We start from the raw sequence: 19,008 nt of genomic DNA on the forward strand, positions 1-19,008 counted from the left end.
AAAGCGCCTTATGCGCGAACCGGCTTCTTGCTGGCGCGCTTGGCGATCTTCGCGATCTTGTCTTCGTGCTTCGCCGCCGGCCACAGGCCTTCGGAGCGGTACAGCATGATGACGACCATCGCAAGGCCGTAGAGCAACTGGCGGATGACTTCCGTATCGACGATTTCGTGGCCGAACAGCATGTGCTGAAGCGGGCCCATCGTCGAGCGCAGGAACTCGGGGAAAATGGCGAGCAGCACGGCGCCGAGAATCACGCCGGGGATGTGGCCCATGCCGCCGAGCACCACGCAGGCGAGCACGACGACCGATTCCCAGAACGTGAACGATTCCGGCGAAACGAAGCCCTGGAACGCACCGAACATCGCGCCCGACAGACCGCCGAACGACGCGCCCATTGCGAACGCGAGCAGCTTGACGTTACGGGTGTTGATGCCCATGGCCTTGGCGGCGATTTCGTCTTCGCGGATCGCGGCCCATGCACGGCCGATACGCGAGTGCTGCAGACGCGTACACACCCAGATCACGAGCAGCGCGCAGATCACGAACACGTAGTAGTACATGTAGACCGACGTGAACGTGAAGCCGAGGATCTCGTGCGGCTGCGCGAGATTGAAGCCGAACACCTGCAGCGGCGCGACGCCCGTAATACCCTGCGGCCCGTTGGTGATGTTCACCGGACGGTCGAGGTTGTTCATGAAGATACGAACGATTTCCCCGAAGCCCAAGGTCACGATGGCGAGGTAGTCGCCGCGCAGACGCAGCGTCGGTGCGCCGAGCAGCACGCCGAAGAGTGCGGCGAGCGCCATCGCGCACGGCACCACGATCCAGTACGGCGTATGCAGCCCGCCCGGGAACATGTTGGCGATCCACGCGAACTGCGTGGTGAGGTGCGGCGACGTCAGCAACGCGGCCACGTAGGCGCCCACCGCGTAGAACGCGATATAGCCCAGGTCCAGCAGGCCGGCAAAGCCCACCACCACGTTCAGGCCCAGCGCGAGCATCACGTAGAGCATCGCGAAGTCGAGCACGCGCACCCAGTAGTTGCCGCCCGCGGCGCCGACCACGAAGGGGAGCGCTGCCACGACGATGGCCGTCACGATGCCGACCGTGAGGGTCTTCGTCATGTTCTTTTCGGGGATGAGCGTCGTCGACGGCTCGATCGGTTGAATTGAAGTCATGTTGTGTTACTCCCTCTTATGCGCGGTCCGCGACACGTTCGCCCAGCAGCCCCGACGGACGGAACACGAGCACGACGATCAGCACGATGAATGCGAAGACGTCCTGATAGTTACTGCCGAACACCCCGCCGGTCAGGTTACCGATGTAGCCTGCGCCGAGCTGCTCGATCAGACCGAGCACCACGCCGCCGACCATCGCGCCGCCGAGGTTGCCGATACCGCCCAGCACCGCGGCCGTGAAGGCCTTCATGCCGGGGATGAAACCCATGTAGAAGTGCGCGTTGCCGTATTCCGAGGCGATCATCACGCCGGCCAGTGCGGCGAGCGCCGAGCCGATCATGAACGTGGCCGAGATCACGAAGTTCGGGTTCACGCCCATCAGCGAGGCATTGTTCGGGTTCTCGGCGATCGCGCGCATGGCGCGGCCGAGCTTGGTCTTGTGCACGAGGAGCAGGAGACCCGCCATCACGAGGAACGCCACGACGATGATGACGATTTCCGTCATCGAGATCACGGCGCCCACGCCGGTTTCAGACGGCTTGATAACGTTGATCGGGTCGGTCGAGATGAGCTGGGGGAACGCGAGCGGATTGCGGCCCCAGATGATCATGGCGAGCGTCTGCAGCAGGATCGACACCCCGATCGCGGTGATCAGCGGCGCGAGGCGCGGGGCGCGGCGCAGCGGCCGGTAGGCGACCTTTTCGATCGTGTACCCGACGACCGCGCACACAACCGCGGCAACCACGAGCGCGATACACAGCGTGGGGATGTTCCCGAGGCCCGGGAAGTGATTGTGGAGCACGTTGATCGCGGAGAGCGCGACCATGGCGCCCACCATGAGCACGTCGCCGTGCGCGAAATTGATGATGCCCAGAATCCCGTACACCATCGTGTAACCGAGGGCGATGATGGCGTAGATGCTGCCAAGCACCAGCCCATTCAGGATCTGCTGGATGAAAATATCCATTTAATGCTCCTTAGCCCGTGCAACCGGATTCGCGCTCGTCATCGGCCGGTGGGCGATGTTTTACGGAACCGCAACGACACTTTCGGGTATTGAAGTAAAAACCGGTAACGGTTGGCCGCCCTGGTTCGCGTTGCCGCTGTGTTGCAGCGGCAGACTCGCCAAAAGCGGATGCAAAAACGGCACCGTCGGATGGTTCGGTGCCGTCGGGTTCAATCAACTACGCGTCATATTCACGTTGGCGTATTCGCGGCGAGCCTCGCGGCCGGCAAACGCGAATGCGTCAAACGCCATGACTCCCTCTCCCCGGCCGCCCGCGCACTGCGGGATCTCAGCTGCGAGATCCGTCGTACTCAGGCGGCGAACCGGCATGACAACGCCGGTGCATGCAAAAGCAATCTGCATGCCAGAAATGATCGATGTTGCGCTCGTGCCCGTCTCGGCATTGCGGCCGTGCCACGCATTGCGCGGCGCAACCGCATTGACCGATGACGCGGCAAAAGCCGACTTGAATTGCATTAATCAGGTCTCCTGCGCCTTCCGAAATGCTTGCCTGATGGCCTTCTCATGGGATGTCCAGCCTTCAGAACGCGCGCATTGTAACGCCAATTATGCGACGGGCAATATTGTTGAGCCGGCAGGGTTTTCCTGCATTGCAACCATATTTTTAGATAACCGCCCGATACGGGTTGCACCACAGGTTGCGCCGCATTTTCGTGCACCAGTTGCACCAAAAATCAACAGGCTTCGCATCATGTGTTGCAGATAATGGCCGCAATGCCTTGTCGGGCGGGCATTGGATCAAATGAAGGTTATTTAAGGGAGAGCATAATAATGCCGCTCCGGCGCGGTGCATTCGTGTCGAAAACGTGTCAATCGCCCCCTAAATTCGGGGTCACACCACGTAATTCGGCCCTGCACGCTAGCGAAAACACTAATAAGAGCACCCGGCCAATGTGAGGTTAACCTGCCTTTTCTCATCATGTGGCCCTTATTATTTGCGGTCCGCATCTGTCGCGGGCATAAAAAAACGCGCCGGATGGGCGCGTTCTTGCGGAGTAAAGGAGGCGTCAGACTGGCTGGCCGAGTCCGCGCGGCAACGGGAACGCAATGTTCTCCTCGATGCCTTCGAGTGCGCGCACGTTGCGCGCACCAAGTTCGTGCAGGCGGCGGATGATCTCCTGAGCGAGCGCCTCGGGCGCCGAGGCTCCAGCCGTCAGGCCGATCCGGCGCTTGCCGGCGAGCCACTGGGGGTCGATCTGCTCGGGCGCATCCACCATATAGGCAGGAATACCGCGCTTCTCGGCCACTTCGCGCAACCGGTTCGAATTGGAACTGTTCGGGCTGCCCACTACGATCACGACGTCGCACTGCGGCGCCATGAACTTGACGGCGTCCTGGCGATTCTGTGTGGCGTAGCAGATGTCCTGTTTCTTCGGCTCGCGAATGGCCGGAAAACGCGCCTTCAGCGCTGCGATGATTTCCGCGGCGTCGTCCACCGAGAGCGTGGTTTGCGTGACGAACGCCACGCGCTGCGGATCGCGCAGCTTGAGCGCCTCGACATCGGCAATGTCTTCGACGAGGTACATGCCCTCGGCCACCTGCCCCATGGTGCCTTCCACTTCCGGATGGCCCTTGTGCCCGATCATGACGATGTCGAGCCCCTCGTCGCGCATCTTCGCGACTTCCACGTGCACCTTCGTGACGAGCGGGCAGGTCGCGTCGTAGACGCGCAGGCCGCGCGCCTCGGCGTCGGCGCGCACCGACTTGGAGACGCCGTGCGCGCTGAAGATCACCGTGTTGCCGGACGGGACTTCATCGAGTTGCTCGATGAAGATCGCCCCCTTCTTGCGCAGGTCTTCGACGACATAAGCGTTGTGGACGATCTCGTGACGCACGTAGATCGGTGCGCCGTGAAGCTGGATGGCGCGCTCGACGATCTCGATGGCCCGATCGACGCCGGCGCAGAAGCCGCGCGGCTGGGCGAGCAGGATTTCCGCGTCGGCGAGTTCTGCGATGAGGGACGTGTCCGTGTTGGTCATGGGCTTTAAAGGATTCCGATGATTTGCACTTCGAACGCAACCGCCTGGCCAGCGAGCGGGTGGTTGAAATCGAACAGTGCGGAGGTCTCGTTCACTTCCTTGAGCACACCCGCGTAACGCCCGCCGTTGGGGGCATTGAATTCGATCAGGTCGCCCGGGCTGAACTCCTCGCCGATCATGCCGTTCTCGCGCAGGGTCTTGAGCGAGACGCGCTGGATCAGGTCGGGGTTGCGCTGGCCGAAAGCGACGCCGGGTTCTAGCTGAAAGGTCGAGTGGTGACCCACCTTCAGGCCCTGCAAAATCTCTTCCAGCGGCGGCGCAAGCTGGCCGGCGCCCATCAGCAGGGTGGCGGGACGGTCGACAAAGGTATTGACGATTTCGGTGCCATCGGCGAGTGAAAGCCGGTAATTCAGCGTCACGTGGGAACCGGACTTCACTTCGGAGATGTCGATGATGCTCATGCGTAACTCATTTCGTCGTAACGCGCGCTTCGCGCGTGCGCGCCGCAAGGCGCCGGTCCGGCCTGCCTCGGGCGGCCGGAAAACAACTATTGTAAGCCACTTGGCCGAGGCGGTCGCGGCACGATTGTGCACTGCCAACGCTCGCACTCGTGTGCGCCGCGCACGCCTTATTTGTCTGTGGAGATTGCCATGAGGGAGCTTGCCTGCATGCTGGATACGGCGCCCGATACCGTCGGCGGCGCCCTCGCCGACCGCCTGCCCGGCCCAGGCTGCGCGGAGCGTGGCCCCCGCGGCGGCGCCCTCCCCGCGCCGGCGGCGCCTGCGGTCTCGACCCGCGAGAACGCGGCGCCTGCGGCACCACGCCACGACATGCCCCGCGAGCGACTGCGCACGGCCGGCGCGGCCGCGCTCTCGGACGTGGAGTTGCTCGCGATCCTGCTCGGCTTCGGCTTGCCGGGCCACGATGTCTTCGAGGTCGCTCGCACGCTGCTGGCCCAATTCGGCTCGCTGCGCGCCATGCTCGACGCGCCGCACGAAGAATTCGAGGCCCTGCGCGGCATCGGGCCCGCAAAAGCCGCGATGCTCCAGGCGGTGACGGAACTCGCGCGGCGGGCGCTTGCGCAAGCGCTCGACGACAAGCCGCTCGTCGACTCTCCCGGCGCGGTCGAAGACTATTTGCGCCTTCTGATCGGCGGGCGGCCGCACGAGGTGTTCGTTTGCCTCTTTCTGGACGCGCGGCATCGGCTGATCCGCTCGGAGGAAAGCTCGCGCGGCTCGCTCACGCGCATGGCGGTGTATCCTCGTGAAATCGTGCGGCGCGCGCTGACGCTCAATGCCGCGAGCCTGATCGTCGCCCATAATCACCCTTCGGGCGCGGTGCAGCCGAGCGCGAGCGACCGGCGCCTCACACGGGTGTTGCGCGAAACGCTGGCGCTCGTGGAGGTTCAGCTCATCGATCACCTGGTCATCGGCACCCGGGAGACGTTTTCCTTTGCGCGCCATGGCTGGAGCTGAGGTGGCACTGACGCGACGCGCGGCGGCAAACAACACCATGTGCAAATCGGGTTTGATTTTCCAGAGCTTTTTCTGCTAGAATCGTGGTTTGCCTATTTCCAACCCTGTTCCGAAGCCCGTCGAGGCATTCCAGGGGAAATATGGCCTGGGTTCGAGGTTGTCTCTCATCCATACGTGAGCGCGCTCCTATTCTGGCCATTTCTCGCCTGGGAAACTTAAGCGGCTCTCGAACTCAGAATTTCCGTAGGAGTGTCTCATGGCACGTGTATGCCAAGTCACTGGGAAAGCGCCGATGAGCGGCAACAACGTTTCCCACGCTAACAACAAAACCAAGCGCCGTTTCCTCCCGAATCTGCAAAACCGCCGTTTCTGGGTTGAAAGCGAAAACCGTTGGGTGCGTCTGCGCATCTCGAACGCAGGCCTGCGCCTGATCGACAAGAACGGCATCGATTCCGTGCTCGCAGACCTGCGCGCACGCGGCGAACTGTAAGGAGTAAATCATGGCCAAGGGAATCCGCGACAAGATCAAGCTCGAGTCGACCGCAGGTACGGGTCACTTCTACACGACCACGAAGAACAAGCGCAACATGCCGGAAAAAATGTCGATCAAGAAGTTCGACCCGGTTGTTCGCAAGCACGTCGAGTACAAGGAAACCAAGATCAAGTAATTGATCGGGTTTCGAGCCTGACGAAGACAGAAAAACCCCGCTATTTAGCGGGGTTTTTCTTTTTGCACGCCCGTCCCGCCCCGGTTCGCGCCATGCAACGGTGTTTTAACGGCGGCGCCCAAACTGCGGCTATCCGTTCGCTCCTCTCTCGGAGTATGCTTCCCGCTTTATACCGGTTGCCACACGCGTGTCATATGTCACCGACGGTGCAGGACCGTGGCAAACGCGGCGGCCAGAAAGCGTAGAACAAGAGAGACGGAGAAGCAGGATCATGAATTTCGATGTAGCGATCGTCGGCAGCGGCCTCGCAGGACTGAGCGTCGCGCTGAATCTCGCCGGTTCGCGTCGCGTCGTGATCATCGCCAAGCGTGCGATGACCGAAGGCGCGAGCGACCGCGCGCAAGGCGGCATTGCCGCCGTGCTCGATTCGGCCGACAGCGTGGAGAACCACGTGGACGATACGCTCGTCGCCGGCGGCGGCCTGTGCGACGAGGCAGCCACGCGCTACATCGTCGAGCATGGCCGCGAGGCCATCGAATGGCTGATCGCCCAGGACGTGCCGTTCACGAAGGACGCCGCCGCCGAACTCGGCTTCCACCTCACGCGCGAAGGCGGCCACAGCCATCGCCGCATCATCCACGCCGCCGACGCCACCGGTCACGCGGTCGTGCAAACGCTGCTCGAGCGTGCACGCTCGCACCCGAACATCACGATCCTCGAAGACCATCAGGCGATCGACGTCATCACGTCCGACCGGCTAGGCCTGCCGGGCCGTCGTTGCCACGGCCTCTATGCGCTCGATCTGAAGAACGACCGCACGGTGACGATCCAGGCGCCGCACACGGTGCTCGCAACGGGCGGTGCGGGCAAGGTCTACCTGTACACGACGAACCCCGACACGGCCACCGGCGACGGCATCGCCATGGCGTGGCGCGCGGGCTGCCGGGTGGCGAACATGGAGTTCATCCAGTTCCACCCCACCTGCCTCTTTCACCCGCACGCCAAGTCGTTCCTGATTTCGGAGGCCGTGCGCGGCGAAGGCGGCGTGCTGCGCCTGCCCGACGGCACCCGCTTCATGCCCGCGCACGACGCGCGCGCCGAGCTGGCGCCGCGCGACATCGTCGCCCGCGCGATCGACTTCGAGATCAAAAAGCACGGCATCGACTGCGTGCATCTCGACATCAGCCATCAGCCGCCGGCGTTTCTCGAAGAGCATTTCCCGACCATCCTCGCGCGCTGCCGCGAATTCGGCATCGACATCACGAAGGAGCCGATTCCCGTGGTGCCCGCCGCGCACTACACCTGCGGCGGCGTCGTCACCGACCTGGCCGGGCGCACCGATCTCGCGGGCCTCTATGCGGTGGGCGAGACGTCGTACACGGGCCTGCACGGCGCGAACCGCCTGGCGAGCAATTCGCTGCTCGAGTGCCTCGTGATCGGCCGCTCGGCGGCCGAGGCGATCGAGGCGGAAGGCTTCAGCGCGGGCGCGCATGCGCCCCTGCCCGACTGGGACGAAAGCCGCGTCTCCGATTCCGACGAGGAAGTCGTCGTGGCCCACAACTGGGACGAGCTGCGCCGGTTGATGTGGAATTACGTCGGCATCGTGCGCACCGACAAGCGGCTCGAGCGCGCCCAACATCGCCTCGCCCTGCTGCGCGATGAAATTCTCGAGTACTACGCGAATTTCCGCGTCACGCGCGACCTGCTGGAATTGCGCAACCTCGTCGAAGTCGCTTCGCTGATCGTGGAAAGTGCGCGCTCGCGCCGCGAGAGCCGTGGCCTGCACTACAGCCGCGACTGGCCGAACTCGCTGCCCAAGGCGCTGCCGACCGTGCTCGCGCCGGAGCGCGTGCGCAATCGCACGGTTTCATGAGCCCGATGAACTAAACGCGCCGCAAAAACAAAGGCCGCCTCATCGCGAGGCGGCCTTTTTCGTTCTGGTTCAGCTTGGCGAACTCGCCGCTTCAGACAATGCGCATCGAAAAGTCCGTCGCACGCACGTCCTTCGTCAACGCGCCAATCGATACGCGGTCCACGCCCGTTTCCGCGATCGCGCGCACCGTGTCGAAGTTCACGCTGCCCGAGACTTCGAGCACCGCACGCCCCGCCGTGAGCTTCACCGCATCGCGCATCATGTCCAACGAGAAGTTGTCGAGCAGCACCGACTGCGCGCCGTGCGCGAGCGCCGTTTCGAGCTGCTCGAGCGTCTCGACTTCGATCTGGATCGGCACGCCCGCATCGAGCGCGAGCGCAGCGGCCATCGCCGCACCCACGCCGCCTGCCGCAGCAATGTGGTTTTCCTTGATGAGGATCCCGTCGTAAAGCGCAAGACGCTGGTTCGCGCCACCGCCCACGCGCACTGCGTACTTCTGCGCGAGGCGCAGGCCGGGCAGCGTCTTGCGCGTGTCCAGAATGCGCGTGCGGGTGTGCGCGATCATGTCGACGTAGCGGCGCGTCACGCTCGCCACGCCCGAGAGCAGTTGCAGGAAGTTCATCGCGTTGCGCTCGGCCGTGAGCAGCGAGCGCGCCGGACCGCGCAGCGAGCAGACGGTCGTGTCGGCGGCCATGCGCTCGCCTTCGCGATAGTGCCAACGCACTTCGATGCGCGGATCGACCTGCTTCACCACGCCGTCGAACCAGAGCACGCCGCACAGCATCGCTTCTTCGCGCACGATGATGCGCGCGTCGCGCATTTCGTCGGCAGGCACGAGACGGCCGGTCTGGTCGCCGGGGCCCACGTCTTCTTCTAGCGCATCGGCCACGTTGCGTGCGATCGCGGCGTCGAACGCCGCGCCGTACTGCGAGCGCACTTCGTCGAGCACGGGCGAAACGGCATCGACTGCGAGCAATTCGAGTGCACCCATTTATGCCGCCCCCACTTGCGAGAACAGCGCGGTATCGCGCGCGAGGTCGCCGCTCGCCTGCACGCGGCGCTTGTGCTCCGCCGCGAACGCCAGCATGCGATCGATCGGCAGACGCGCACGCTCGCCGATCGCGCTATCGACGTGGATCTCGTTGTGACCGCGCTCCAGCACGTCGACGAGATTCGCCAGACCGTTCATGGCCATCCACGGGCAATGCGCGCAGCTCTTGCAGGTGGCGCTGTTGCCGGCCGTGGGCGCTTCGATGAAGGTCTTGCCCGGCGCCGCGAGGCGCATCTTGTGCAGAATGCCGAGATCGGTCGCGACGATGAAGCGTTGCGCGTCGAGCTTCACGGCGGCGTCGATCAGCTGGGTGGTCGAGCCGACCACGTCCGCGAGCGCAACCACGCTCTCGGGCGATTCGGGGTGGACGAGAATCTTGGCGTCCGGATATTCGGCGCGCAGCAGATCGAGCTCGATGCCCTTGAATTCGTCGTGCACGAGGCAGGAGCCTTGCCACAGCAGCATGTCGGCGCCGGTCTTCTTCTGGATGTAGCTGCCCAGGTGGCGGTCCGGCGCCCACAGAATTTTTTCGCCCTTCGCGTGCAGGTCGGCGACGATCTCGAGACCGATGGACGACGTGACCATCCAGTCCGCGCGCGCCTTCACGGCCGCGCTCGTGTTCGCATAGACGACCACGGTGCGGTCGGGATGCTCGTCGCAAAACGCCGAGAATTCGTCGATGGGGCAACCGAGATCGAGCGAGCAGGTCGCGTCGAGGTCGGGCATGAGAATGCGCTTGTTCGGACTCAGAATCTTCGCGGTCTCACCCATGAAGCGCACGCCCGCCACGACGAGCGTCTGTGCCTCGTGGTCGCGGCCGAAGCGCGCCATCTCGAGCGAATCGGCCACGCAGCCGCCGGTTTCGTCGGCGAGCTCCTGCAATTCAGGATCTACATAATAGTGCGCGACAAGCACCGCCTTCTCGCGCTTGAGCAACTCGCGAATCCGCTCCTTCAATGCAACGCGCTCTGCCGTGGACGGCGCATCGGGCACGCGCGCCCAAGCCTGTCCAACGCCGCAAACGGCACCCTGCGGCCGGTCATATTCGACCTTCCTGATCGCCTGACTCATCATCTCCTGCCCCTACCGATCGCCGCGCCATTGAAGCCATTGTGGGGACTCCGGCTTGTTTGCGGCCCAAAAAGAAAAACCCCGCCAGCGCGGGGTTTTGTGACGTCTCGTCATTCTAAAGGATTTTCTTACGCCCCACTGAGGGGCCAAAATCCGCTCAAGCCGATCAAGCGTAACGGCGCAGGCGCGAAGCGAATTCCTGCAGCGCCTTGATACCGCTTTGTTCAGCGCGATGGCACCAATCCTGGAGCTGCGTGAGCAGTTGTTCGCGCGAGGCGCTCGAACGCTCCCAGATCGCGGCGAGTTCGTTACGCAGTTCGATGTACGTGCGCAGCTTCTGGCTGTTCGCGAAAATTTGCGGAAGCTGGCGCTTCTGCGGCTCGTTCAGGCTGGCTTCTTCCTTGTCGAACCACTTGCGCGCACCGCGCATGACCTTGTACTTCTCGCGCTCGCCAACTTCCTTGAGGTGCGCGAGTTCCTGACGGTACGCGAGCTTCACGGCCTTGGCGTAACGCGCCATCACTTCGTAGCGATTGGACAGCACGGCCTGCAGCGTTTCGTGGTCGGGCACCAGCTTGCCCTTGGTGAGGCGCGGCGTGGGCGCGACCTTCTTCACCTTGGCAAGGCCAACGGCCTGCATCATGCGGATGTACATCCAGCCGATGTCGAACTCATACCACTTGTTCGAGAGCTTCGCGGAAGTCGCGAACGTGTGGTGGTTGTTGTGCAGCTCCTCGCCGCCGATGATGATGCCGAACGGCAGAAGGTTCGTGCTCGCGTCAGACGAATTGAAGTTGCGGTAGCCCCAGAAGTGGCCGAGGCCATTCACGACACCCGCCGCCCAGAACGGTATCCACGCCATCTGCACGGCCCACACGGTGAGGCCGACTGCGCCGAACAGCGCGACGTCGATCACCATCATGATGCTCACGCCGAGAATGGGGTAGCGCGTGTAGACGTTACGCTCCATCCAGTCGTTGGGCGTGCCGTGGCTGAAGCGGCGCAGCGTTTCTTCGTTCTTCGCTTCGGTGCGATAGAGCTCGGCGCCTTCGAGCAGCACCTTCCAGATGCCGCGCGTTTGCGGGCTGTGCGGATCTTCTTCCGTTTCGCACTTGGCGTGGTGCTTGCGGTGGATCGCCGCCCACTGGCCCGTGAGCATGCCCGTGGTCATCCACAGCCAGAAGCGGAAAAAGTGGCTCGCAATGGGATGCAGGTCCAGCGCGCGGTGCGCCTGGCAGCGGTGCAGGTACACCGTCACGCCGATGATCGTGATGTGGGTGACCACCGCCGCGAACAGCACGATCTGCCACCACGAGAAATGGAGCACCCCGTGGGCGAGGAAATCAAGCAGGGAGTTCAACAAGGCATTTACCTGTGAAGCGAAGCGCGTCGGCCTTTCAGCCAGGCGCCAGTGTCAAGAAAGTGAAAGCGACTAGATGCGGTTGGACGGCATTCTACTAGAACCGTTCCAAGTGTTTGTAACAAAGGGAGATTTTTTTCTTTAATGGTTACGGCGTCAACGTCTGAAGGGCGTTTCGAGGCGCTTTGCCGCACCCCAACTGGCCCTTTCCGTGATATCTGACCCCATCTAGTCTTTCACCGCGATCCCATGTTCCGCGCTCTCTATCCAGAATCCTAGTTCGAGTTGCACGGCGTCGCCTGAAAATTCGATGCGATCCGGCGTTCGTCTGGAATCAGGTCTCGATGCCATACGTCATCCAGCCCTGAATACTGCCTGCGCTGATGATGTCGCCAATACGCAACGAGCGGCCGGCCAGCACGACGATCGTGATGCGGCACGATCTACCGCACCCGCTATCGCGGACCGCCCGGCTTGTCCTGGCCGGACGGTCCCGCAAACGTCGCTCCTGCCGCGAGCGTCTTACTCCAGCGTAGCGTCCGGCTCGGCGGCTTCGCTGTCCTGCGCCTTCGCGATCGCGTCGGACGCCTCCTGCTCCGCTGCGGCTTCTTCGGGCGTGGTCTGCGCGCCGGCCGCCTTCGTCTTGGGCTTGGCTTCGCCGCGACGCTCCAGCACGGCGGCAAAGAAGCCGTCGGTGGCGTGGCGGTGCGGCCAGAGCGAGAGGTAGTCGCCCGTGTCGAGGCCCACGCGCTGCTCGGCCAGCACCTCGCGTGCGCTCACCAGCACGAACTCGGGGTGCGCCTCGAGGAACTGCTTCACGACCGCTTCGTTCTCGGCTTCGAGAATGCTGCAGGTCGCGTAGACGAGACGGCCGCCGCGCTTGAGCAGGCGCGCCGCGCTCGTGAGAATCGAAAGCTGCTTGGGCGCGAGCTCGGCCACCGACTCCGGCGACTGGCGCCACTTGAGGTCGGGGTTGCGGCGCAGCGTGCCGAGGCCCGAGCACGGCGCATCCACGAGCACGCGGTCGATCTTGCCGATCAGGCGCTTGATCTTGGCGTCGTGCTCGCTGTCGATCAGCACGGGATTGACGTTCGAGAGGCCGCTGCGCGCGAGGCGCGGCTTGAGCTTGGCCAGGCGCCGGTCGGACACGTCGAAGGCGTAGAGACGGCCCGTCGAACGCATCATCGCGCCGAGCGCCAGCGTCTTGCCGCCCGCGCCAGCGCAGAAGTCCACGACCATCTCGCCGCGGCGCGGCGCCAGCAGCGTGCACAACAGCTGGCTGCCCTCGTCCTGCACCTCGAACCAGCCGTTCTTGAACGCGTCGAGTTTCGTGAGCGCGGGCTTGCCCGTCACACGCACGCCGAACGGTGCAAACGGCGTTTCGCCGCCTTCGATGCCCGACTCGGACAGCGCGCGGATCAGCTCTTCGCGACTCGCCTTGATGGGATTGGCGCGCAGATCGAGCGGCGCCGGGTAGTTGAGCGCGGCGGCCAGTTGCGCGAGTTCGGCGGGCTCAAAGCGCGTTTCCAGCGCCTTCATGATCCACTCCGGCAGATTCAGCTGCACGCGCAGCGGCAGGCTCGTCGGGTCGATCTTCGCGACGTGCTCGAGCCAGGTGGCCTCGGCGTCCGATACGAACGGGCGGATCGCCGAGCGGCCTGCCGTCGCCATGAGGCCGAGCAGCGTGAGGCGGCGCGTCGGGCTGCCCGTGCCGCTTTCGGCCAGGTGCGCGAACTCCATGCGCCGGCGCAGCACCGCGAACACGGCTTCGGCAATCACACCGCGCTCGGCGTGGCCGAGCTTCGGATGCTCGCGGAAGAAGCGGCTCGTCACCGCGTCGGCCGGGCCCGTGAATTTGAGGACGTCGGCGAGCAACGTTTCGGTCTGTCCAATCAGAAATCCATGCAGTCTCATGCGCCCTCCCCGGCGGCTTGCGAGTCGTCAAAGAAGAGCCACTGTGGCTCGGCCGGCGTGAGCGTCACGCGTTCGCCGTCGAGCGCGAGGCGCCCTTCGACGAACCAGCGCACCGCGCGCGGATACATAAAATGTTCGGTCTTGAGCACGCGCGCGGCGAGCGCCGCGGCATCGTCGCCCGCGCGCACCGGAACCACCGCCTGCGCGACGATGGGGCCATGATCGAGCGTCGGCGTGACGAAATGCACCGTCGCGCCGTGCACGCGGCAGCCGGCGTCGAGCGCCTGCTGGTGCGTCTTGAGGCCCGGAAACATCGGCAGCAGCGAGGGATGGATATTAAGCATCCGACCCGCATAATGGCCGACGAACGATTCGGTCAGCACGCGCATGAAGCCCGCCAGCACGACGAGGTCCGGCGCGTAGCCGTCGATGACTTGAGCGAGCGCCGCGTCGAAGCTGGCGCGATCGGGAAACTGGCGGTGGTCGACCACCGCCGTGGCAATGCCATTCGAAGCCGCGAACGCGAGGCCCGCGGCGTCAGGACGGTTGGCAATCACGGCGGCGATACGCGCGCCCCAAGCTTCCTGCGCGCAAGCGCGCACGATGGCTTCCATGTTGCTGCCCCGCCCCGAAATCAGGATGACGAGATTTTTCATCCGCGGATTTTATCATCGGGGCGCCTGCCCAACGCTCGCGCGGCGGCGATCGTCGCCTCGTGCGTTTATAATCTTCTGTTTCGTCGCGGTCCTTGGGCCGCGAATGGCCAGGTCAGTCGGTCAGCCGTCGATCATTAGCACGCGTGCTGCGCCAGCGCGCTTTTCGAGGTTCCACCAGGTTCCGCTATCGTGAGAGTCTTCCGCGGTCTTCCCAATGCCGAAAGCCGCGCGCCCTGCGCGCTGACCATCGGCAATTTCGACGGTGTCCACCGCGGGCATCAGGCATTGCTCGCGCGCGTGCGCGCGGCAGCCGACGCGCGCGGCCTGCCCGTCTGCGTGATGACCTTCGAGCCGCATCCGCGCGAGTTTTTCAACCCGGCCAGCGCCCCGCCGCGCATCGCCATGCTGCGCGACAAGCTCGAAGCGCTGCGCGAGAACGGCGTGGACCGCGTCGTGGTCGAGCATTTCAACCACACGTTCGCGAGCCAGTCGCCCGAGGCGTTCGTCGAGCGCATCATCGTGGGCGGGCTGCACGCGCGCTGGATGATGATCGGCGACGACTTCCGCTATGGAGCGAAACGCGCGGGCGACTTCGCTTCGCTGCAGGCCGCGGGCGCGCAGCACGGCTTCGAAGTCGAGCAGATGGCGACTGTGGCCGACCCTTCGGGCGTGCGCATTTCCAGCTCCGCCGTGCGCGCGCAGCTGCACGCGGGCGACCTCGACGCCGCGCGCGCTTCGCTTGGCCGCGGCTATCACATCAGCGCGCACGTCACGCACGGCCTGAAGCTCGGGCGCGACCTGGGCTTCCCCACGATGAACCTGCTGATCGGCCACAAGCGGCCGGCGCTCAAGGGCATCTTCGTCGTGATGGTGCATGGCATCGCCGACCATCCGCTGCCGGGCGTCGCAAGCCTCGGCCTGCGCCCGACCGTGGACGACTCGGGTCGCGTGCTGCTCGAAGTGCATCTGCTCGACTGGCACGGCGACGCCTACGGCAAGCTCGTGCGCGTCGAGTTTCTCAAAAAACTGCGTGACGAGGAGAAGTTTCCCGACCTCGAAACGCTCACCGCCGCGATCGCCCGCGACGTGGCGAACACCCGCGCGTGGTTCGCCGCCGCGGGCGCAGACGTGGCCGGCGGCGCATCCACCGGCTTCGCCACCTCGGCCACCGACCGAATTAGGTGACCCGCGGCCCGCCTGCGCGGGCTGCCCCCGCCCCCAGGCGCCGCGTGCACAAAGCACGGCATGCAGCGCCCGAGGCGACGGTTGCGCGGCATCGGCCGCAACGCTGACGCCATGCTTCCCCCGAATTCCACGTGATCTCACCATGAGCGACAAGAAAGCATCCTCCGGCAAGCCGCAGAAGTCCGAATCGAAGTACCCCGTCAACCTGCTCGACACCCCGTTCCCAATGCGCGGCGACCTGCCCAGGCGCGAGCCGCAATGGGTCAAGGAATGGGAAGAGAACCAGGTCTACGAGAAGATCCGCGCGGCTTCGAAGGGCCGCAAGAAGTTCATCCTGCACGACGGCCCGCCGTATGCGAACGGCGACATCCACCTCGGCCACGCGGTGAACAAGATCCTCAAGGACATGATCGTCAAGGCGCGCAATCTCGCGGGCTTCGACGCGGTCTACGTGCCGGGCTGGGACTGCCACGGCATGCCGATCGAAATCCAGATCGAAAAGCAGTTCGGCAAGTCGCTGCCCGCCCAGGAAGTGATGCAGAAGGCGCGCGAGTACGCGGCCGGCCAGATCGAGACGCAAAAGAAGGGCTTCAAGCGCCTGGGCGTGCTCGGCGACTGGAACAACCCGTACAAGACGATGAACTTCGTGAACGAGGCCGGCGAGCTCCGCGCACTCGCGAAAATCATCGAAAAGGGTTATGTGTTCCGCGGCCTCAAGCCCGTGAACTGGTGCTTCGACTGCGGCTCGGCGCTCGCTGAGGCGGAAGTCGAGTACAAGGACAAGACCGACCCGACCATCGACGTGCTGTTCACGTTCGCGCAACCCGCCGAAACGGCGGCCGCGTTCGGCCTGCCGGCGCTGCCGCGCGAGGAAGGCGGCATCGTGATCTGGACCACCACGCCCTGGACGATTCCGTCGAACCAGGCGCTGAACGTGCACCCGGAAGTCGACTATGCGCTCGTGGACACGCAACGCGGCCTGCTGATCCTCGCCGTCGAGCGCGTGGAAGCGTGCATGAAGGAGTTCGGCCTGACCGGCACGATCGTCGCCACGACGAAGGGCGAGAAGCTCTCGCTGCTGCGCTTCAATCACCCGCTCGCCTCGGCGCACCCGGGCTACAAGCGCACCTCGCCGATCTATCTCGGCGACTACGTCACGACCGACACCGGCACGGGCATCGTGCACTCGGCGCCCGCTTACGGCGTGGAAGACTTCGTGTCGTGCAAGGCGCACGGCATGGCGGATTCCGACATCATCAGCCCGGTGATGGGCGATGGCCGCTACATCGAGTCGCTGCCGCTGTTCGGCGGCCTCTCGATCTGGGCGGCGAACCCGAAGATCGTCGACGCACTCGACGCCGCCGGCACGCTCCTGCGCAGCGAGAAGTACCTGCACAGCTACATGCACTGCTGGCGCCACAAGACGCCGATCATCTACCGCGCCACCTCGCAGTGGTTCGCGGGCATGGACGTGACGCCCACGGACGGCGGCAAGACGCTGCGCGAAACGGCGCTGGAAGGCATCGAGGCGACGGCGTTCTACCCCTCGTGGGGCAAGCAGCGCCTGTATTCGATGATCGCCAACCGCCCGGACTGGACGCTCTCGCGCCAGCGCCAATGGGGTGTGCCGATGGCGTTCTTCGTGCACAAGGAAACCGGCGAGCTGCATCCGCGCACGCTGGAGCTGCTCGAGCAGGTCGCGCAGCGCGTGGAGAAAGAAGGCATCGAAGCGTGGCAGAGGCTCGACCCGCGCGAGCTGCTCGGCGACGACGCCAATATGTACGAGAAGAACCGCGACACGCTCGACGTGTGGTTCGACTCGGGCACGACGCACTGGCACGTGCTGCGCGGCTCGCACAAGAACGAACTGCAGTTCCCGGCCGACCTGTACCTGGAAGGCTCGGACCAGCACCGCGGCTGGTTCCACTCGTCGCTGCTCACGGCGTCCATGCTCGACGGCCGCCCGCCCTACAACGCGCTGCTCACGCACGGCTTCACCGTGGACGGCGAAGGCCGCAAGATGTCGAAGTCGCTCGGCAACGGCGTCGATCCGCATGAAGTGGCGAACCGTCTGGGCGCCGAAATCATCCGTCTGTGGATCGCCTCGACCGACTACTCGGGCGAGCTGGCCATCTCGGAAGAAATCCTCAAGCGCGTGACGGAAGGCTATCGCCGCATCCGCAACACGCTGCGCTTCCTGCTCTCTAACCTCTCGGACTTCGACTTCGAGAAGCACGCGCTGCCCGCGAGCGAATGGCTCGAGATCGACCGCTATGCCGTCGCGCTCACGCATACGCTGCAAAACGACGTGCTCGCCCACTACGACCGCTACGAGTTCCACCCGGTGGTGGCCAAGCTCCAGACGTTCTGCTCGGAAGACCTGGGTGGCTTCTACCTCGACGTGCTGAAGGACCGCCTCTATACGAGCGCAGCGGACTCGAAGGCCCGCCGCGGCGCGCAAACGGCGCTGCATCACATCACGCATAGCCTGTTGCGCATCCTCGCGCCGTTCCTTTCGTTCACGGCCGAAGAAGCGTGGAAGGTGTTCCAGCCGCAAAGCGAAACCATCTTCACCGAAACCTTCCACGCCTTCCCGGACGTCGAAGGCGCGCCGGAGCTGATCGCCAAGTGGACGCTGCTGCGCGAAGTGCGCGGCAACGTGACGAAGGCGCTCGAAGAGGCGCGTGTGGCGAACCAGATCGGTTCGTCGCTGCAGGCCGAAGTGCGCATTCTCGCGAGCGGCGCGCGCTACGAAGCGCTCGCCTCGCTCGGCGACGACCTGAAATTCGTGCTGATCACCTCGGCGGCGGAAATCGTGAAGGTCGATAGCGAAGCGGAGGAAGGCGTCGAAGTGGTCACCTCGAAGTACCTCAAGTGCGAGCGCTGCTGGCACTACCGCGAGGACGTGGGCGCGAACGCGGAGCATCCGGGCCTGTGCGGCCGCTGTGTTGCGAATCTGTTCGGCGACGGTGAAAAACGGAGCGCGGCATAATGGCAAAAACCCTGCCGAAGCAGTCCAGGTCGAATGGCGCGGGCGGCACGCTCGCGCCGTGGCTGGGGGTCGCGGTGATCGTGATCCTCGCCGACCAGCTCACGAAAATCGCCATCAACAAGGTGTTCAGCTACGGCGAAGGCCGCGTGATCACGCCGTTCTTCAACCTCGTGCTGGTCTACAACAAGGGCGCGGCGTTCAGCTTCCTGTCGGCTGCGGGCGGCTGGCAACGCTGGGCGTTCACGGCGCTCGGCGTGGTGGCGGCGCTCGTGATCTGCTATCTGCTCAAGCGACACGCCACGCAGAAGCTCTTCTGCACGGCGCTCGCGCTCATCATGGGCGGCGCGCTCGGCAATGTGATCGACCGCCTGCTGTACGGCCACGTGATCGACTTTCTCGATTTCCACGTGGGCGGCTGGCACTGGCCGGCGTTCAACCTCGCCGATAGCGCGATCTGCATCGGCGCGGCGCTGCTGGTGTTCGACGAATTGCGGCGCGTGCGCGGCGCGCGCTGAGTGTGCGGGCTGCACCGCGCAACTTCGTTACGTGGGACCCGAGTCAGGCGCTAAAGCGCCAACT

General features: G+C 64.5%; 17 protein-coding genes. 8 read left to right on the forward strand and 9 right to left on the reverse strand.

Annotated elements, in window-relative coordinates; translation table 11 throughout:
* Positions 1–8: 8 nt before the first annotated feature.
* Together A3CW_RS0120620 and A3CW_RS0120625 are read right to left on the reverse strand one after the other, a co-directional pair.
* Entirely contained in the window at positions 9–1,178 is a 1,170-nt protein-coding gene (locus tag A3CW_RS0120620; RefSeq protein WP_028205257.1) for an ABC transporter permease subunit, read from the reverse strand.
* A gap of 16 nt (positions 1,179–1,194) precedes the next feature.
* The gene (locus tag A3CW_RS0120625) at positions 1,195–2,145 is read right to left on the reverse strand and encodes a branched-chain amino acid ABC transporter permease (protein ID WP_028205258.1); all 951 of its coding nucleotides are present in this window, start codon (positions 2,143–2,145) and stop codon (positions 1,195–1,197) included.
* A 367-nt stretch (positions 2,146–2,512) separates the two neighbouring features.
* Between A3CW_RS0120625 and A3CW_RS52440 the strand changes: the two genes are divergently transcribed.
* Complete coding sequence (locus A3CW_RS52440) at positions 2,513–2,911, forward strand: hypothetical protein (RefSeq protein WP_154677994.1); 399 nt, start codon at positions 2,513–2,515, stop codon at positions 2,909–2,911.
* A 301-nt stretch (positions 2,912–3,212) separates the two neighbouring features.
* On the opposite strand, the gene ispH is transcribed toward A3CW_RS52440, so the two are convergent.
* Positions 3,213–4,184, reverse strand: coding sequence for a 4-hydroxy-3-methylbut-2-enyl diphosphate reductase (gene ispH / locus A3CW_RS0120635; RefSeq protein WP_028205260.1), 972 nt, complete (start codon positions 4,182–4,184; stop codon positions 3,213–3,215).
* 5 nt (positions 4,185–4,189) lie between these two features.
* On the reverse strand, positions 4,190–4,645 hold the full coding sequence (locus A3CW_RS0120640) for an FKBP-type peptidyl-prolyl cis-trans isomerase (RefSeq protein ID WP_028205261.1): 456 nt from the start codon (positions 4,643–4,645) through the stop codon (positions 4,190–4,192).
* Positions 4,646–4,834: 189 nt separating this feature from the next.
* On the opposite strand from A3CW_RS0120640, the gene radC reads away from it, so the two are divergent.
* The 4 genes from radC to nadB all read left to right on the forward strand — a co-directional run bounded on the left by radC (position 4,835) and on the right by nadB (position 8,200).
* Complete coding sequence (gene radC / locus A3CW_RS47020) at positions 4,835–5,659, forward strand: RadC family protein (protein WP_211254074.1); 825 nt, start codon at positions 4,835–4,837, stop codon at positions 5,657–5,659.
* 256 nt (positions 5,660–5,915) lie between these two features.
* A complete protein-coding gene (gene rpmB, locus A3CW_RS0120650) occupies positions 5,916–6,149 on the forward strand; it encodes a 50S ribosomal protein L28 (RefSeq protein ID WP_027794135.1) in 234 nt (77 codons plus the stop codon).
* Between the two features lie 10 nt (positions 6,150–6,159).
* Positions 6,160–6,327, forward strand: a complete 168-nt coding sequence (gene rpmG, locus A3CW_RS0120655) for a 50S ribosomal protein L33 (RefSeq protein ID WP_027817504.1) — start codon at positions 6,160–6,162, stop codon at positions 6,325–6,327.
* A gap of 271 nt (positions 6,328–6,598) precedes the next feature.
* Positions 6,599–8,200 carry an L-aspartate oxidase gene (nadB, locus tag A3CW_RS0120660; protein ID WP_028205262.1) on the forward strand — a complete coding sequence of 534 codons (1,602 nt, stop codon included), beginning with the start codon at positions 6,599–6,601 and terminating at the stop codon, positions 8,198–8,200.
* A 91-nt stretch (positions 8,201–8,291) separates the two neighbouring features.
* On the opposite strand, the gene nadC is transcribed toward nadB, so the two are convergent.
* The 5 genes from nadC to purN form a co-directional block, all read right to left on the reverse strand.
* Complete coding sequence (nadC, locus tag A3CW_RS0120665) at positions 8,292–9,191, reverse strand: carboxylating nicotinate-nucleotide diphosphorylase (protein WP_028205263.1); 900 nt, start codon at positions 9,189–9,191, stop codon at positions 8,292–8,294.
* Positions 9,192–10,322 (reverse strand): quinolinate synthase NadA, encoded by a 1,131-nt coding sequence (nadA, locus tag A3CW_RS0120670; RefSeq protein WP_028205264.1) that lies wholly within the window; start codon positions 10,320–10,322, stop codon positions 9,192–9,194. It abuts the gene before it with no gap.
* A 166-nt stretch (positions 10,323–10,488) separates the two neighbouring features.
* Complete coding sequence (locus A3CW_RS0120675) at positions 10,489–11,685, reverse strand: DesA family fatty acid desaturase (protein WP_028205265.1); 1,197 nt, start codon at positions 11,683–11,685, stop codon at positions 10,489–10,491.
* A gap of 519 nt (positions 11,686–12,204) precedes the next feature.
* Positions 12,205–13,596, reverse strand: coding sequence for an RsmB/NOP family class I SAM-dependent RNA methyltransferase (locus A3CW_RS0120685; RefSeq protein ID WP_028205266.1), 1,392 nt, complete (start codon positions 13,594–13,596; stop codon positions 12,205–12,207).
* Positions 13,593–14,252: a phosphoribosylglycinamide formyltransferase gene (gene purN, locus A3CW_RS0120690; protein ID WP_028205267.1), complete on the reverse strand. Its 660-nt coding sequence runs from the start codon at positions 14,250–14,252 to the stop codon at positions 13,593–13,595. The genes A3CW_RS0120685 and purN overlap by 4 nt, the downstream gene beginning before the upstream one ends.
* A gap of 189 nt (positions 14,253–14,441) precedes the next feature.
* Here purN and A3CW_RS0120695 point away from each other — a divergent pair, with 189 nt between their 5' ends.
* The 3 genes from A3CW_RS0120695 to lspA all read left to right on the forward strand — a co-directional run bounded on the left by A3CW_RS0120695 (position 14,442) and on the right by lspA (position 18,944).
* Positions 14,442–15,437 carry a bifunctional riboflavin kinase/FAD synthetase gene (locus A3CW_RS0120695; protein WP_028205268.1) on the forward strand — a complete coding sequence of 332 codons (996 nt, stop codon included), beginning with the start codon at positions 14,442–14,444 and terminating at the stop codon, positions 15,435–15,437.
* A gap of 142 nt (positions 15,438–15,579) precedes the next feature.
* Positions 15,580–18,429 (forward strand): isoleucine--tRNA ligase, encoded by a 2,850-nt coding sequence (gene ileS / locus A3CW_RS0120700; RefSeq protein ID WP_028205269.1) that lies wholly within the window; start codon positions 15,580–15,582, stop codon positions 18,427–18,429.
* Positions 18,429–18,944, forward strand: coding sequence for a signal peptidase II (gene lspA / locus A3CW_RS0120705; RefSeq protein WP_028205270.1), 516 nt, complete (start codon positions 18,429–18,431; stop codon positions 18,942–18,944). Before ileS ends, lspA begins: the two co-directional genes overlap by 1 nt.
* Positions 18,945–19,008 lie beyond the last annotated feature (64 nt).

The sequence above is a fragment of the Paraburkholderia nodosa DSM 21604 genome (genome assembly GCF_000519185.1).
Classification (GTDB): Bacteria; Pseudomonadota; Gammaproteobacteria; order Burkholderiales; family Burkholderiaceae; genus Paraburkholderia; species Paraburkholderia nodosa.